Source organism: Streptomyces sp. BBFR2 (assembly GCF_044497305.1).
Classification (GTDB): Bacteria; Actinomycetota; Actinomycetes; order Streptomycetales; family Streptomycetaceae; genus Streptomyces.
Genome location: NZ_CP172415.1, coordinates 2,387,672 through 2,402,724 on the forward strand (window position 1 = coordinate 2,387,672; position 15,053 = coordinate 2,402,724).

General features: G+C 73.8%; 14 protein-coding genes. 8 read left to right on the top strand and 6 right to left on the bottom strand.

Going from position 1 to position 15,053, the window contains the following annotated elements:
• Positions 1-232: 232 nt before the first annotated feature.
• Positions 233-967 (bottom strand): SigE family RNA polymerase sigma factor, encoded by a 735-nt coding sequence (locus ACGH2B_RS08970; protein WP_399086752.1) that lies wholly within the window; start codon positions 965-967, stop codon positions 233-235.
• Positions 968-1,257: 290 nt separating this feature from the next.
• Between ACGH2B_RS08970 and afsQ1 the strand changes: the two genes are divergently transcribed.
• The 5 genes from afsQ1 to ACGH2B_RS08995 all read left to right on the top strand — a co-directional run bounded on the left by afsQ1 (position 1,258) and on the right by ACGH2B_RS08995 (position 5,397).
• Positions 1,258-1,935, top strand: a complete 678-nt coding sequence (afsQ1, locus tag ACGH2B_RS08975) for a two-component system response regulator AfsQ1 (RefSeq protein WP_399086755.1) — start codon at positions 1,258-1,260, stop codon at positions 1,933-1,935.
• Positions 1,936-2,027: 92 nt separating this feature from the next.
• Entirely contained in the window at positions 2,028-3,632 is a 1,605-nt protein-coding gene (locus tag ACGH2B_RS08980) for an ATP-binding protein (RefSeq protein ID WP_399096840.1), read from the top strand.
• Entirely contained in the window at positions 3,629-4,261 is a 633-nt protein-coding gene (locus ACGH2B_RS08985; RefSeq protein WP_399086758.1) for a hypothetical protein, read from the top strand. Before ACGH2B_RS08980 ends, ACGH2B_RS08985 begins: the two co-directional genes overlap by 4 nt.
• A gap of 372 nt (positions 4,262-4,633) precedes the next feature.
• Positions 4,634-5,146 carry a VanZ family protein gene (locus tag ACGH2B_RS08990; RefSeq protein WP_399096843.1) on the top strand — a complete coding sequence of 171 codons (513 nt, stop codon included), beginning with the start codon at positions 4,634-4,636 and terminating at the stop codon, positions 5,144-5,146.
• A 44-nt stretch (positions 5,147-5,190) separates the two neighbouring features.
• Positions 5,191-5,397 carry a PspC domain-containing protein gene (locus ACGH2B_RS08995; protein WP_399086761.1) on the top strand — a complete coding sequence of 69 codons (207 nt, stop codon included), beginning with the start codon at positions 5,191-5,193 and terminating at the stop codon, positions 5,395-5,397.
• Between the two features lie 71 nt (positions 5,398-5,468).
• Here the strand turns inward: ACGH2B_RS08995 and ACGH2B_RS09000 are convergent, their stop codons facing one another.
• Both ACGH2B_RS09000 and ACGH2B_RS09005 read right to left on the bottom strand, forming a co-directional pair.
• On the bottom strand, positions 5,469-5,741 hold the full coding sequence (locus tag ACGH2B_RS09000) for a hypothetical protein (protein ID WP_399086764.1): 273 nt from the start codon (positions 5,739-5,741) through the stop codon (positions 5,469-5,471).
• Between the two features lie 165 nt (positions 5,742-5,906).
• The gene (locus ACGH2B_RS09005) at positions 5,907-7,043 is read right to left on the bottom strand and encodes an adenosine deaminase (protein ID WP_399086767.1); all 1,137 of its coding nucleotides are present in this window, start codon (positions 7,041-7,043) and stop codon (positions 5,907-5,909) included.
• A 103-nt stretch (positions 7,044-7,146) separates the two neighbouring features.
• Between ACGH2B_RS09005 and ACGH2B_RS09010 the strand changes: the two genes are divergently transcribed.
• The gene (locus ACGH2B_RS09010; protein ID WP_399086770.1) at positions 7,147-8,034 is read left to right on the top strand and encodes an alpha/beta hydrolase family protein; all 888 of its coding nucleotides are present in this window, start codon (positions 7,147-7,149) and stop codon (positions 8,032-8,034) included.
• Between the two features lie 71 nt (positions 8,035-8,105).
• Here ACGH2B_RS09010 and ACGH2B_RS09015 read toward each other — a convergent pair whose 3' ends face one another.
• Positions 8,106-8,993 carry a LysR substrate-binding domain-containing protein gene (locus ACGH2B_RS09015; protein WP_399096846.1) on the bottom strand — a complete coding sequence of 296 codons (888 nt, stop codon included), beginning with the start codon at positions 8,991-8,993 and terminating at the stop codon, positions 8,106-8,108.
• A gap of 479 nt (positions 8,994-9,472) precedes the next feature.
• On the opposite strand from ACGH2B_RS09015, the gene ACGH2B_RS09020 reads away from it, so the two are divergent.
• Positions 9,473-10,792 (top strand): MFS transporter, encoded by a 1,320-nt coding sequence (locus tag ACGH2B_RS09020; RefSeq protein WP_399086773.1) that lies wholly within the window; start codon positions 9,473-9,475, stop codon positions 10,790-10,792.
• A 69-nt stretch (positions 10,793-10,861) separates the two neighbouring features.
• Here ACGH2B_RS09020 and ACGH2B_RS09025 read toward each other — a convergent pair whose 3' ends face one another.
• A complete protein-coding gene (locus ACGH2B_RS09025; protein WP_399086776.1) occupies positions 10,862-11,452 on the bottom strand; it encodes a Uma2 family endonuclease in 591 nt (196 codons plus the stop codon).
• A gap of 485 nt (positions 11,453-11,937) precedes the next feature.
• On the opposite strand from ACGH2B_RS09025, the gene ACGH2B_RS09030 reads away from it, so the two are divergent.
• Positions 11,938-13,350 (top strand): aminotransferase class V-fold PLP-dependent enzyme, encoded by a 1,413-nt coding sequence (locus tag ACGH2B_RS09030; RefSeq protein WP_399086778.1) that lies wholly within the window; start codon positions 11,938-11,940, stop codon positions 13,348-13,350.
• A gap of 79 nt (positions 13,351-13,429) precedes the next feature.
• On the opposite strand, the gene ACGH2B_RS09035 is transcribed toward ACGH2B_RS09030, so the two are convergent.
• Positions 13,430-14,707, bottom strand: a complete 1,278-nt coding sequence (locus tag ACGH2B_RS09035; RefSeq protein WP_399086781.1) for a thymidine phosphorylase — start codon at positions 14,705-14,707, stop codon at positions 13,430-13,432.
• Between the last annotated feature and the right edge of the window lie 346 nt (positions 14,708-15,053).

The following is a 15,053-nucleotide window of genomic DNA, read 5'->3' on the forward strand; positions in this document are numbered from 1 at the left end:
CATGGCGAAGCGGGTCCGGACGCCCTCCCCGGCAGTCCGGACCCGCTTCACCTTTCCCCCGTGTCCCCCGTTCCCCTTCCCTCGGGTTCCCCCGCTTTCTCCCCGTTGTTCGCGGACGCGTCCCGGATACGCACGGCCTTCGCGGTAGTCCGACCGGACCGTGTTCCCCCGTGTCCCCCGTTTCCGGGACGTGTCCGCAGCCCTTGATCCCCTCGGGCTTTCTCCCCGTCCTTCAGGCCACCAGCTCGCCGAAGGACTCCTCCTCGTCACGGCCGAAGCTGAGGACCTCGTCCTCACGCAGCCGGCGCAGCGAGCGCCAGATGCTGGACTTGACCGTGCCGACACTGATGTTGAGGATGTCCGCGATCTCCGGGTCCGTACGGCCCTCGTAGTAGCGCAGGACCAGCATCGTGCGCTGCGGTTCGGGCAGGCGGGCCAGCGCCTGCCAGAGCACCGCGCGCAGTTCGGTACCGCGCATCGCGTCCGTGTCGCCCGCCGTCTCCGGCAGTTCCTCGGTGGGGTATTCGTTCAGCTTGCGGCGGCGCCACGCGCTGATGTGCAGGTTCGTCATGGTGCGCCGCAGGTAGCCGCCGAGCGCCGCCTTGTCGCTGATCCGGTCCCAGGCGCGGTAGGTCGAGAACAGCGCGCTCTGCAGCAGGTCCTCGGCCTCGTAGCGGTCGCCGGTCAGGTGGTAGGCGGTGGCGTAGAGCGCGGAGCGGCGCTCCTGGACGTACGCGGTGAAGGCGGCGTCGGACCCGTCGGCGGGCGCGGTGCGCTCCGTGGCCGGGCCGGCCGGCGCCGGGCCGTTCACCGTGGCGTCAACGGCGATCATGTACGGCTGCCGCTGACGTCCGGTGCCGCGGGAACACCCCCGCCCTCCCGCGGCACCGGACTTCTCGGAGGCCCGTGCGACGTCGCAGAGACGCGTGACCACCGTGCTGGTGCTCTTGGCGTGCTTGGTGTTCATCTCGCGCCCCCCGTCGGTAGAGCCTGGCTTGATCGGTCTGTCCCGGTCGGTGTCCCTCCCGGTGCCAAGAACCCTGCCAACGCAGTTTCATCGCGTTGTCCGTCGACTGTCACAGCCGTGTCACAGGGGGCCGCGACATGCTCGATGCGCACGTCACAGGGGTGCCAGATGTGCCTTGGGGGGTCTTTTGAGCCCTTCGTGGAGCGCGCGGCGGCCCCTGGGCGCCAGGTTGGCGTCCCGCGCCACCGGCCGGTCGATGCGGCGGGGGGCCATGGGCCAGAATGGCGGGCGTGCCTTTCCTGTTGCTGATCGAGGACGACGACGCCATCCGCACGGCGCTCGAACTCTCCCTGTCGCGCCAAGGTCACCGTGTGGTGACCGCGGCGTCGGGCGAGGACGGCCTCCTGCTGCTGCGCGAGCAGCGGCCGGACCTGATCGTGCTGGATGTGATGCTGCCGGGCATCGACGGTTTCGAGGTGTGCCGGCGGATCAGGCGTACGGACCAACTGCCCATCATTCTGCTGACCGCCCGCAACGACGACATCGACGTCGTGGTGGGCCTGGAGTCCGGGGCGGACGACTACGTCGTCAAACCGGTGCAGGGCCGGGTGCTGGACGCCCGGATCCGGGCCGTGCTGCGCCGCGGGGAGCGGGAGTCGAACGACGCGGCGACGTTCGGTTCGCTGGTGATCGACCGTTCGGCGATGACGGTCACCAAGAACGGCGAGGATCTCCAACTGACCCCGACGGAGCTGCGGCTGCTGCTGGAGCTGAGCCGCCGCCCCGGTCAGGCGCTCTCCCGCCAGCAACTGCTGCGGCTGGTGTGGGAGCACGACTACCTGGGTGACTCGCGGCTGGTGGACGCCTGTGTGCAGCGGCTGCGGGCCAAGGTCGAGGACGTCCCGTCGTCGCCGACGCTGATCCGTACGGTCCGCGGGGTCGGCTACCGGCTGGACACCCCGCAGTGACGGACGGCGCCACCGGGGCGGACGGCCGCGCCCGGCGGCTGCCGCGGTTCCGGCGCCGGGCGGCGGGGCTGCTGCGCTGGACGAGCCTGCGGATGCGGCTGGTGTTCGTCTTCGCGCTGGTCGCGCTGACAGCGGCGGTCTCCGCGTCCGGCATCGCGTACTGGCTCAACCGCAACACCGTCCTGGAGCGCACCCAGAACGCGGTGCTCAAGGACTTCCGTACGGCGCTGGCCGAGCGCGCCGGGGCGCTGCCGGTGCAGCCGCGGTGCGGGGAACTGCAGGACGCTGCGCGGCAGATGGCGGCCGGGCCGCAGAACTACGCGGTGCTGCTGATCGGTACGGACTCCGAGGGCAAGGAGTGCGTGGCCGCGACGGACCGGGAGCTGCTGACGCCGGGGCGCCTGCCCGCGTCGCTGCGCACGGCGGTGGACACCGCGCGCCCGGTGGACGACGCCAACCGCTTCTCGCACCACCTGTACTGGCAGCGCAAGGAGGTCGGCGACGTGCCGTACCTGGTCGCCGGGGCGAAGGTGACCGGCGGCGGGCCGACCGGCTATCTGATGAAGTCGCTGGCGACGGAGCGGCAGGACCTCAACTCGCTTGCCTGGTCGCTGGGGATCGCGACGGCGCTGGCGCTGGTCGGCTCGGCGCTGCTGGCGCAGGCGGCCGCGTCGATGGTGCTGCGCCCGGTGCAGCGGCTCGGGCACGCGGCGCGGCAACTGGGCGAGGGCCGGCTGGAGACCCGGCTGCGGGTGACCGGCACCGATGAACTGGCCGATCTGTCGCGGACGTTCAACCGTACGGCGGAGCAGGTCGAGCAGCGGGTGGAGGAGCTGAGCGCGCGGGAGGCGGCGTCCCGGCGGTTCGTCGCGGACATGTCGCACGAGCTGCGGACGCCGCTGACGGCGATCACCGCGGTCTCAGAGGTCCTGGAGGAGGAGGCCGACTCCCTGGACCCGATGATCGAACCCGCGGTGCGGCTGGTGGTCAGCGAGACCCGGCGGCTGAACGACCTGGTGGAGAACCTGATGGAGGTGACCCGTTTCGACGCGGGCACCGCCCGGCTGGTGCTGGACGACGTCGACGTCGCGGACCAGGTGACGGCGTGCATCGACGCGCGCGCCTGGCTGGACGCCGTGGAGCTGGACGCGGACCGCGGCATCGTCGCCCGCCTCGACCCGCGCCGCCTCGACGTGATCCTCGCCAACCTCATCGGCAACGCCCTCAAGCACGGCGGCTCGCCGGTGCGGGTGTCGGTCCGTACCCGGGACGCCTCGGGGGCCGAGCACCGGTGCCCGCCCGAGGCGGTCCGCGCGGGCAGCAGCGCGGCGTCCGCCGCGGAGCCGGCGGACGGCCCGGTGGACGGCTCCCTGCTGATCCAGGTGCGCGACCACGGCCCCGGTATCCCCGAGGAGGTCCTGCCGCACGTCTTCGACCGCTTCTACAAGGCGAGCGCGTCGCGGCCCCGCTCCGACGGCAGCGGTCTGGGCCTGTCGATCGCCCTGGAGAACGCGCACATCCACGGCGGTGAGATCACCGCGGCCAACCTCCCCGAGGGCGGCGCGGTCTTCACGCTGCGGCTGCCGATGGACGCCTCCCGGCTGGCCGGCGACGACCTCGGCGAGAGCGGCGGCGTGACCCGCACGCCGGGCGCCGGGGACGACGGTGCCCGCGGCGGCGCGGAGGGCGGACGGTGAGCCGGGCGGGGCGGCCGCGGTCCGGCCACGCGCGGCGGGCGGCGGGCGGCGCGCTGGGCGCCGTCGCGGCCCTGACGCTGGCCGGCTGCGGGGTGCGCGGGACGACGGTTCCGGTGGACGCCGGGGGCGCGCCGTCCCGGGTGAGCTGCGAGGTCGAGGAGGCGGGCGCCGGGGAGCACGGCCCGGACCGGACGGCGGCCACGGTGTATCTGGTGTGCGGCGGGGCGCTGGTGCCCGTCGACCGCCCGGTGCCACGCACCGCGGGGACGGAGCCGCTGCGGGCGGCCCGGGCGCTCCTCGACGAGCTGCGCCGCCCGCCGTCGGCGCCCGAGGAGGAGGCCGGTTTCGCGTCCGCGGTGCCGGAGGACCTGTCGGTCACCGGGGCGCGGCCGGGTGATCCCGCGGGAACGCTGCGGCTGAGCGTCCCCCCGGACGCCCTGCCGTCCTTCGCGCTGGCCCAGCTCGCCTGCACCTTCGGGGACGTCCCGGCCCTCGGCCACCCCCGCGCGGCGGTCCTCGGCGGCCCGGACGACACGGAGCCGCCGCACCGCTACGCCTGCACGGCCGCCGTCCGCGCCCACCCGGACGCCGGACGGGAGACTGTGGAGAAGACGCCGGTGGTCCCGTAGGGGCATAGGGGGCGGCGGGCCGGGTCCGGGCTCTCGGGTCCGGGGCCGACTCCTCGGCCCGGGTCCAGCTCCTCGGCCCGGGGCCGGCTCTCCGGGAAGGGGCTCTCGGTCCGGGTCCAGCTCCTCGGTCCGGGGCCGGCTTCCCGGAAAGGGGCTCTCGGGTCCGGGGCCGGCTTCCCGGGAAGGGGCTCTCGGTGTGGGATCAGCTCCTCGGACCCGCGCCCTCGGCTCCAGCCCCCAGGGGCGCGGCCACCCCCTGCAGCGCTCTCCCCCTATGCCCGGCCCGGCCCGGACGCGGGCGGAACCGCGGCCGCCGGTCCCGGCGTCCTGGGCTGTGTGCAGCATGGCCCCGGCGTTTTCGCCACCTTCCGTATGCGCGCCACCGGACGGCTCCTCCTCGTGGTGCATCTGCTGGTCATCGGCCGTCTGATGCTGTGGCCCCGGCAGGTGCCCTGGGTCCCGGAGGCCAATCTCGAACCGCTGGCGACGATCGGCGCCGCGCTGTCGCGCGGCCCGTGGGAGGCGGTGTGCGGTATCGGCGTACCGCTGCTGACGCTCGCCCCGCTGGGCGTGCTGCTGCCGCTCGCGGGCGGGCGCCTGAACGTTTCCCCGGTGCTGTCCCTGCTCCGCACGGTGGGCGCCGGCGGGCTGCTGGCGCTGGCCTTGGAGGCGTTGCAGAGCTCGGTGCCGGGCCGGGTGGCGGACGTCGACACGCTGCTGCTGAACGTCCTGGGGGTGGCCCTGGCGCATCTCGCCGTCGTCCCCGGGGCGCGGGCGCGGCTCCGCCGCCGGGCGGAGGATCTCAGGGGTCCGACCCCGAGAATCACCAGGGTCGGCCCCCTCCCGAAGACTGATGTCCTCTCCGCGTCGCGTACCTACCTTTGAGATACCGGGGCATTCACCCCGTTCCGTCGAGAAGGAGGAGTCTCATGGCCGCCGCACTGGTCCGTCCCCGCGACAACCGCATGATCGCCGGAGTCTGCGCGGGTCTGGCCCGCCGCTTCGGTACGACGCCGGCGACGATGCGCGTGATATTCGTCCTCTCCTGTCTGCTGCCGGGCCCGCAGTTCCTCGTCTACCTGGCGCTGTGGCTGCTGCTGCCGTCCGAGTCGGAGAGCGCCGCCACCGCCTGGTGACCGGCGCCCGGACACGGCGGTGCCCCGGCCCGCACGCGAAGCGGGGACCGGGGCACGGTGTGGTGCGGGGCTCAGCCGCCGAGGACCTTGCCGAGGGCGTTGGTGGGCAGGCCGCCCAGGAGGCGGTTGCCCTTGGCGTTGGGCGTGGCCTGGATGTCGCCGGTGGCCGAGTGGGCGGTCTTGGAGACGCCGGAGACGGTGTCGGCGGTCTGCTCGACCGGCAGCTTGTGGAGCACGCCGCCGAGCTGACCGGCGTCGACCGCGGAGGCGGTGCCCGCGGCGGTGGCGGCGAAGGCCACGCCGAGGAGGGCGGTGCCGAGCGTCTTGATGGTTGCCTGCTTCATCGCAATTACGTCCTCATGATGGGGAGTCGACCGGCAACGCAACGTAGTGAGCCGCCCGGGGCGCCGCAAACATCCCCGGGCGCGGAAAAACGGCCGGTGCGCAGCGCCCCGGCCGTCCCGTCCGCTCCCCCGCCGGACGGCCCACGCCGCCTCAGCAGCCGTGCCTCACGCGGTAGTTGGGGCCGCCTTCGGGAAGAGCCATTCGGCGCGCAGCTCCGCGTAGCCCGGCTTGATGACGTCGTTGATCATGGCGAGACGTTCATCGAAAGGAATGAATGCTGATTTCATCGCATTGACCGTGAACCACTGCATGTCATCGAGGGTGTAGCGGAACGTCCGCACCAGGTGGCCGAACTCCCGGGACATCGTCGTGCCGCTCATCAGCCGGTTGTCGGTGTTGACGGTGAGCCGGAACTGCAGCCGCCGCAGCAGCCCGATCGGGTGCTCCGCGTACGAGGGCGCGGCGCCGGTCTGGAGGTTGGAGCTGGGGCACATCTCCAGCGGGATGCGCTTGTCGCGGACGTACGAGGCGAGGCGGCCGAGGGTGATGGTGCCGTCGTCGCCGACCTGGATGTCGTCGATGATCCGCACGCCGTGGCCGAGCCGGTCGGCGCCGCACCACTGGAGCGCCTGCCAGATCGACGGCAGACCGAACGCCTCGCCCGCGTGGATGGTGAAGTGGTTGTTCTCGCGCTTGAGGTATTCGAAGGCGTCGAGGTGGCGGGTGGGCGGGTAGCCGGCTTCGGCGCCCGCGATGTCGAAGCCGACGACGCCGGAGTCCCGGTAGCGGTTGGCGAGTTCGGCGATCTCCAGGGCGCGGGCGGCGTGCCGCATCGCGGTGAGCAGCGCGCCGACGCGGATGCGGTGACCGGCCGCGCGGGCCCGCCGCTCCCCCTCACGGAAGCCCTCGTTGACCGCCTCGACGACCTCTTCGAGGCTCAGTCCGCTCTCCAGGTGCTGCTCGGGGGCGTAGCGGATCTCGGCGTAGACGACACCGTCGGCGGCGAGGTCCTCGGCGCATTCGGCGGCGACCCGGGTCAGTGCCTCGCGGGTCTGCATGACGGCGCAGGTGTGCGCGAAGGTCTCCAGATACCGCTCCAGCGAACCGGAGTCGGCCGCCTCGCGGAACCAGTCGCCGAGCTTGCCGGCGTCGGTCTCGGGCAGTGCGGTGTACCCGCAGGCGCGGGCGAGGTCGACGACGGTGGCGGGGCGCAGTCCGCCGTCGAGGTGATCATGGAGCAGCACCTTCGGTGCGCGCCGGATCTGGTCACTGGTCGGGAGGGTGCTGGTCTCGCTCGTCATTGCGGCACTCTAGCGCCTACGCGCGTAGAACTCACCGAACGATACGGAACGGTGACCCGTCGGCGGGGTGGCCCGCTCGCTACGATCTGCCATCGTTCTGGGCATGGCTCAGCAAGCACTGCCGGTGCGTGACGCCCGGCTGGGAAAACCGCTGGGAGCGTCCGGTGACGAGGGGGTACGCGCCGCGCTGCGGCGAGGCGGCGCGGGGGGTTCCGGGCGTTCGGTGAGCGGGGTGGCGTTGTTACTGCCGGACGGCTCCCCGGGCGGGACGGGGCGCCCGTCGCCGTGGCCGGCGCTCGCGGTCCGGCCGCTCGCCGGACGGCTGGCCCGCGCGGGGCGCGCCGAGGGGCTGACCGCCCACGTCGTGCGCTACCGCCACCGGGGCTGGAACGGCGCCGCGGGCGATCCGGCACGGGACGCCGCCTGGGCGATCGAGGAAGTGGTCCGCCGCTACGGCGATGTGCCCGTCTGCCTGGTCGGCGCCGGGGTGGGCGCGCGGGCGGCGCTGCACGCGGCGGGCCATCCGGCGGTCGGCGCGGTGCTGGGGCTCGCGCCGTGGTTCCCGGAGCCGGGTGCGGCGGACGGCGGGCCGCGGGCGGAGCCGGACGGGGCGGGCGAGCCCGGTCCGCAGGGCGCGACGGAGCCCGGCGCCCCGCCGGAGACCTCCGATCCGGTCAAGCAACTCGTCGGCCGTCAGGTGCTGTTGGTACACGGCACGAACGACGGGCGGACCGATCCGGAGCTGTCGTACCGCTACGCCGAGCGCGCCAAGAAGATCAACCGGGACACCTGCCGGTTCGAGGTGCACTCCGACGGCCACGCGCTGCTCCAGCACCGGTCCGAGGTCCACGCCCTCGCCGTCGACTTCCTGCTCGGCACGCTCTTCGCCCAGGACTTCGCCCGCCCGGTGCAGGACGCGATGGCCGCGCCGCCGCCCCTGGGCCTGCGGATGCCGCTGGCCGCCGGGTTCGGCGCGTCGCTGCGGCGGTAGCGCCCCCTCGCACCCAAGGGGCACACCCGGGCCCGTAACTCTCTTTCCGTACAAGGGAGTTACGGGCTTTCTCAGCGCAGCAGCAGGCCCCGGCGGCTCAGCAGGAACTTCTTGAAGGCGGCGACCGGCGGGGTGTCCTGGTGGCCGTCGAGCCAGGCGAGGCCGATCTCGCGGACGGCGCGGGGCGCGGTGACCGTCAGTTCGGCGACGCCGGGCCGGGGCACCGCGGGCGGCGGCAGCAGCGCCACGCCGAGCCCGGCGGCGACCAGTCCGCGCAGCGTCTCCGCCTCCTCCCCCTCGAACGCGATCCGGGGCGCGAACCCCGCCTCCGCGCAGAGCGCGTCGGTGATCCGGCGCAGCCCGTAGCCGGGCTCCAGGGTGACGAAGAGTTCGTTCGCCGCCTCCGCCAGCCGGACGCGTTTGCGGACGGCCAGGGGGTGGTCGTCGGGGACGACGAGCCGCAGCTTCTGCTCGTCGAGGCGGCGGGCGACGAGGTCCGGGTAGTCGGGGACCGGCGAGGTCAGGCAGAGGTCGAGGTCGCCGGCGCGCAGCCGCTCGATCATCGCCTCGCCGTGGTTCTGCACGAGCTGGAAGCGGACCCTGGGGTGGTCGGCGCGGAAGGTGCGCAGCAGTCCGGGGACGGTCTCGGAGCCGAGGGTGTGGAGGAAGCCGAAGGCGACCTTCCCGGCGGCGGGGTCGGCGTCGGCGCGGACGGCTTCGGTGGCGCGGTCCAGATCGGCGAGCGCCTTCTCCGTCTGGGCGCGGAAGGCGCGGCCCGCCGGGGTGAGCGAGAGGGTACGGCCGTGCCGGGCGAAGAGGGCGACGCCCAACTCGTCCTCCAGCCGCACCAGCGCCCGGCTGAGCGTCGGCTGCGGCATCCCCAGCTCCTGCGCCGCGCGGGTGACGTGCTCGTACCGGGCGACCGCGGTGAACTGCGCGAGCCGGGGCGCGAGGGCCAGCGCCCACGATCCCGCGCCGACGTCGGCGCCGTCGGACGCCTCGGCGGGGGCGCGGGGTGTGGCGGGGCGGACCGGGCCGCCGGGGCTGGGGCCGCCGGTGGCCGGACGCGGTGAGCCGGTGGCGGTCCGGGGCGCGCCGGTGGGGGTGGATCGCCCGGCGCCGGTGGCCGGGCTCGCGGCCCGGGAGCCGCCGGCGGGGCGGCCCGTGGCGCGCCGTCCCGGGGACGGGTGCGCCGCGCCGGGCGTCCGGACCGGATCGGACGGCCGGCCCGCGCCGCGCCCGGCGTCCGCGCCCCCGGTCCGGCCCCGTGTCCGCTCCTTCGCCATCGCCGGCCGCCTTTCCGTTTGCTGCTCTGGATGTCTTTTCCGTTGCGAAGCGGTGACACAGCCCTCGCTGAGCTGCTGTCATACACCAGCACATCGATTATGGCGTTTCCATGCATTGGACGCATAAAACGTGGGCGGCCTACGTTCGGACCATGCCTCCCGCTGATACCGGGGCGACCGCCACCACCCGTGCGGCCGCCTCTCCTCTGTCGTCCCCCGACTCCTCCTCCGTGGCCGCCGCCGTCGACCCCGACGCGGCCAAGCTGCACCCGGGCGGCCCCGGCTACCGCCGGATGAGCTTCGCCCTCTTCGCCGCGGGTCTCGCGACCTTTGCGCTGCTGTACTCCACGCAGGCGCTGCTCCCCGCGATCTCCGCGTCCCTGCGCGTCTCGCCGGACCAGGCGAGCTGGACGGTCTCCGGCGCCACCTTCGGGCTGGCCCTCGCGGTGATCCCGCTCAGCGCGGTCTCCGAACGCTTCGGCCGCCGCACGATGATGACCGCCTCGCTGACCGTCGCCGCGCTGCTCGCCCTGCTCGTCCCGTTCGCGCCGTCGCTGGGCTGGCTGATCGCGCTCCGCGTCGCACAGGGCGTGGCGCTGGCCGGGCTGCCCGCGTCGGCGATGGCGTTCCTCGCGGAAGAGGTCCGCCCCCGGGCGCTGGTCGGCGCGATCGGCCTGTTCGTGGCGGGCAACAGCATCGGCGGGATGTCCGGCCGGATCGTCACCGGCTGGGTCGCGCAGGCGTGGGGCTGGCGGGCGGCGCTCGCCGCGGTCGGTCTGATGGCCGTGGTGTGCGCGGTGGTCTTCCGGGTACTGGTGCCCCGCGCACGGCACTTCGCCTCGCGTGCGGTCGGCCCGCGCGCCCTCGCCCGCACCCTCGCCGCCCACCTCGCCGATCCGCTGCTGCGCCGCCTGTACGGCATCGGCGCGCTGTTCATGACGGTCTTCGGCGCGGTCTACACGGTGATCGGCTACCGCCTGGTCTCCGACCCCTTCAACCTGCCGCAGGGCATCGTCGGTTCGATCTTCCTGGTGTACCTGGTCGGTACGGCGTCGTCCGCGGCGGCGGGCAAGCTGGTCGGCCGGATGGGCCGCCGCGGCGCCCTCTACCTCGCGGTCGGCACGACGACCGCCGGGCTGCTGCTGACCCTCTCCGACGCGGTCGCCGGGGTGCTGGCCGGGCTGGTCCTGATCACCGCCGGGTTCTTCGCCGGACACGCGGTCGCCTCGTCCTCGGTCAGCCGCGCCGCCAAGTCGGCGCGCGCCCAGGCGTCGGCGCTGTACCAGTGCGCGTACTACGCGGGCAGCAGCGTCGGCGGTGCGCTCGGCGCGACGGCCTTCCGCGCGGCGGGCTGGGACGGCACCGTCGTCCTCGGCCTGCTGGCGATGGTCGCCGCCGCCGCGATCACCCTCTACGCCACCCGCAAGGCCCTCGCCGAACAGCGGATGCTGCGGCTCCGGAAAGCCGCGTAACCGCCCCCGAACCCGGAGGGCCCGCCCCACCACCTGTCCTGGTGGGGCGGGCCCTTCGTCGTGGGAGCGTCAGGCGGGGAAGATCCCCGTGTCCAGCAGAAGATCGAACGGCGCCGGAAGGGCCAGCTCATCGCCGAACTTCACCGCTTGGAGCACGCGGTAGACGTCGCCCCCCGGCTCCCCGTAGAGGGTGATGGTGGGCCCGCCGGGGGCCCACCGGTCGACGAGGAGGTAGAGCGGAACACCGGCACGGGCGTACCCGGCGGCCTTCGCGATCCGGTCGTGGCTGGCGTTGGCCTTCGAGGTGATCTCGACCACCAGCTCGGCGGCGCCCGCCGGGACGTAGCAGCCCGTCACGTCGCGGACCACCGCGTCCGGAACCACCGCCAGATCCGGGATGTAGAGCCCCTTACGGGAGGGGACCTCCGCCCCGAGAGTCTGGTAGATGCCCCAGTCCTCGGGGAGCACGGTGTAGAGACGGCGCTGAATCTTGTCGGCGATGAAGTTGTGGACGGTGTCCGGCGGCGGTGACACGGTGACGATCCCCTCGATGATCTCCACCTTGCAGCCCTCCGGTGCGTCCGTCTGTTCCCAGATGCGGACGGTGTCGTCCCACTCGCGGCCCTGGTCCGGAGTGTGGTCGACGGTGAGTGCGCTCATGGCGGTCTCCTCTATCGGTACGTCACCCATCCCAGCATGCCCGGCGGGCGCCCACCCCGTCCACGCAACGCTCTCACCCGAACGAGAAATCGCAGGTCAGAAGGTACGTTCCGGCACTACGGGCGAGGCGGCGGAGGGGCCGTCCCGATGGGCCCGCGGACGTACGCGCGGGGCGGGCGCGGACGCCGAGGGCGGGCGCGGAGGCGGGGCCTGATGCCGGGCCGGGCGCCGGGGTTCGCGCGACTGGTTCCAGGGACATGAGCCGGGTGCCCGGCGGCAGGGCCTCGGGGGCCGGGTGGCCGGACGTCAGGGCCGGCTCTCCAGGGTGCCAGGGGCCATTCGAACAAGACCCCTAAATCTCTCCGGGTATCCCCTTAATCCCTTTGTCCGGGCGGTTGTTGAGGGTTGGTCAGGCGTACGTTGAAGACGAGGCGCGCAGCCGCGAACCGGGGCTCCACGCCCTCCACGACGTTCGAAGAGGAACCATGTCCGACGCAGTTGTCACCCCCGCACCCCCCGCGCAGGGCATCGACGCGCTGCGCGCCACCGAATTCGACTATCTCGACGCGCAGGGGCACGTCTATCTCGACCACGCCGGCGCCGGGCTCCCGGCCCGCAGCAGCCTGCGCGCCCACACCGACCGCATAGCCGCGGGCTGCTTCGGCAACCCGCACTCCGCCAACCCCACCTCCGCCGCCTCCACCGAGCTGATCGAGGCGACCCGCGCGCGGGTGCTGCGGTACCTGCGCGCCGATCCCGCCGAGTACGCCGTGATCTTCACCCCCAACGCCACCGGGGCCTGCCGCCTGGTCGGGGAGGCGTACCCGTTCGCGCCCGGTGGGCGGCTGGCGCTGACGCTGGACAACCACAACTCCGTCCTCGGGCTGCGGTCGTTCGCCACCGCGGGCGGCGCGTCCGTCACCTCCATACCGTTCGCCGGGCGGGAGTTGCGGATCGCCGACACGGAGGTGGACGGCGTGCTCGGCGGGGCGGACACCGGCGGTGCGCCGCGGCTGCTGGCCTATCCGGCGCAGAGCAACTTCACCGGGGTGCGCCATCCGCTCGACTGGGTCGGGCGGGCGCGCGAGCGTGGCTGGCACGTACTGCTGGACGCCGCCGCCCATCTGCCGACCACCCGGCTCGATCTGAGCCGGGTGCACCCCGACTTCGTGGCGCTCAGTTGGTACAAGGTCTTCGGCTATCCGACCGGGATCGGCGCCCTCATCGCCCGCCGGGAGGCGCTGGCGGTGCTGCGGCGGCCGTGGTTCTCCGGCGGCACCGTCCAGGTCGCCAGCGCCGGCGGCGGCTGGCACCGGATGACCGACGACGAGAGCGCCTTCGAGGACGGCACGCTCAACTACCTCAGCATCCCGGACGTCGCCACGGGCCTGGACTGGCTCGACGCCATCGGACCCGAGGCCGTCCACGCCCATGTCATGGCGCTCACCGCCCGGTTGCTCGACGGACTGCTGGCCCTGCGGCACACCAACGGCGCCCCGCTGGCCAGGGTGTACGGGCCCACCGGCACCCGGATGCGCGGCGGCACGGTCGCGCTGCACCTGCTCGACCCGCACGGCGCCGTCATCGATGAGCGGGCCGTCGCCCGGGACAGCTCCGCCCGGGGCATCTCGCTGCGTACGGGCTGTTTCTGCAACCCCGGCGCGGGCGAGACCGCCTTCGGCATACCCCGCGCCGCCCTGGAGACGGTGAGCCGCCGGGAGTCCGGCACGGTCGACGACTACGTACAGGCGCTGGGGCTGCCGTTCGGCGGCGCGGTGCGGGTCTCGCTGGGCGTCTCGTCCCACGAGTGGGACGTCCGCGCCTTCCTGGACTTCGCCGCGACGTACCGCGACCGGCCGGTGGACGTCCAGGGACTGCCACCGCGGGTGCACTGCTGACGGCAGCGGCGGGCCGCCTCGCGAAGCGGCCCCCGGGGGAGCGCCCCGCGCCCTCGCCCCGGGAGGCGGCCCGCACCGTTCAGCCGATGCGCTCCAGGACCACCGACGTGGCGGTGTACTCCGTGTCGGCGGGGCCGACGTGGAGGTGGCCGTCGAGGGCTTCGAGGGCGTAGGGGAGCTTCTCGGGGGTGTCGGTGTGCAGGGTGAGCAGCGGCTGTCCGGCGGCGACGAAGTCGCCCGGCTTGGCGTGGATCTCGACGCCGGCGCCGGCCTGCACCGGGTCCTCCTTACGGGCCCGGCCGGCGCCCAGCCGCCAGGCGGCGAGGCCGACGGCGTACGCGTCGAGACCGGTGAGGATGCCGGTGGCGGGGGCGTTGACGGTGTGCTGTTCGCGGGCGACGGGCAGCGGCGCGTCCGGGTCACCGCCCTGGGCGAGGATCATGCGGCGCCAGTGGTCCATGGCGGAGCCGTCGGCGAGCGCCTTGGCCGGGTCGGCGTCGGGCAGTCCGGCCGCGTTCAGCATCTCCCGGGCGAGGGCGAGGGTCAGGTCGACGACATCGCGGGGGCCGCCGCCGGCCAGTACCTCGACGGATTCGCGGACTTCGAGGGCGTTACCGGCGGTGAGACCGAGCGGGGTGGCCATGTCGGTGAGCAGCGCGGTGGTACGGACACCGTGATCGGTGCCCAACTCGACCATGGTGGAGGCGAGTTCGCGGGCGTCGTCGAGGTTCTTCATGAACGCGCCGGAGCCGACCTTGACGTCCAGGACGAGGGAGCCGGTGCCCTCGGCGATCTTCTTGGACATGATCGAGGAGGCGATGAGCGGGATCGCCTCGACGGTGCCGGTGACATCGCGCAGCGCGTAGAGCTTCTTGTCGGCGGGGGCGAGCCCGTCGCCGGCGGCGCAGATGACGGAGCCGACGTCGCGGAGCACGTCCAGCATCTCGGCGTTGGTGAGCTGGGCGCGCCAGCCGGGGATGGCCTCCAGCTTGTCGAGGGTGCCGCCGGTGTGGCCGAGTCCGCGTCCGGAGAGCTGCGGGACGGCGGCGCCGCAGGCGGCGACCAGCGGGGCGAGCGGCAGGGTGATCTTGTCGCCGACGCCGCCGGTGGAGTGCTTGTCGGCGGTGGGGCGGGTGAGCGAGGAGAAGTCCATCCGCTCACCGGAGTTGATCATCGCGGCGGTCCAGCGGGCGATCTCCGTGCGGTTCATGCCGTTGAGGAAGATCGCCATGGCCAGGGCCGACATCTGCTCGTGGGCGACCTCGCCGCGGGTGTAGGCGCCGATGACCCAGTCGATCTGATCGGCGGTCAGCTCGCCGCGGTCGCGCTTGGTGCGGATGACGGAGATGACGTCCATGGAGGCTTCCTTTCGAACGGTTGCCTCCTGTTCTACACGCATAGAACAGGAGGGGCGAGGTTGGATGGCGCGGAACGCGCGCCGGGAGCACGGCCGGTGGTCCGGCGGACGGACGGAGTGACGCGGGCGCGGCCCGGGGCCGCCCGGCGCACACGCCCCGGGACGCGGCGGACCGGCCCGGCGATGTGCCACGACCCGGCGCGGCACGCGGCGCCCCGAAGCACCGCGGGCCCGAGCGCCAAGACGCCCGCCCGTATACCCCGTAGCGCCCGAACCCGGCCGGTCACGATGCCTGGCCCGCACATCCCGAGCCGCCCCGAGCCGCCGCGATCCCGGCCCCGGCCCG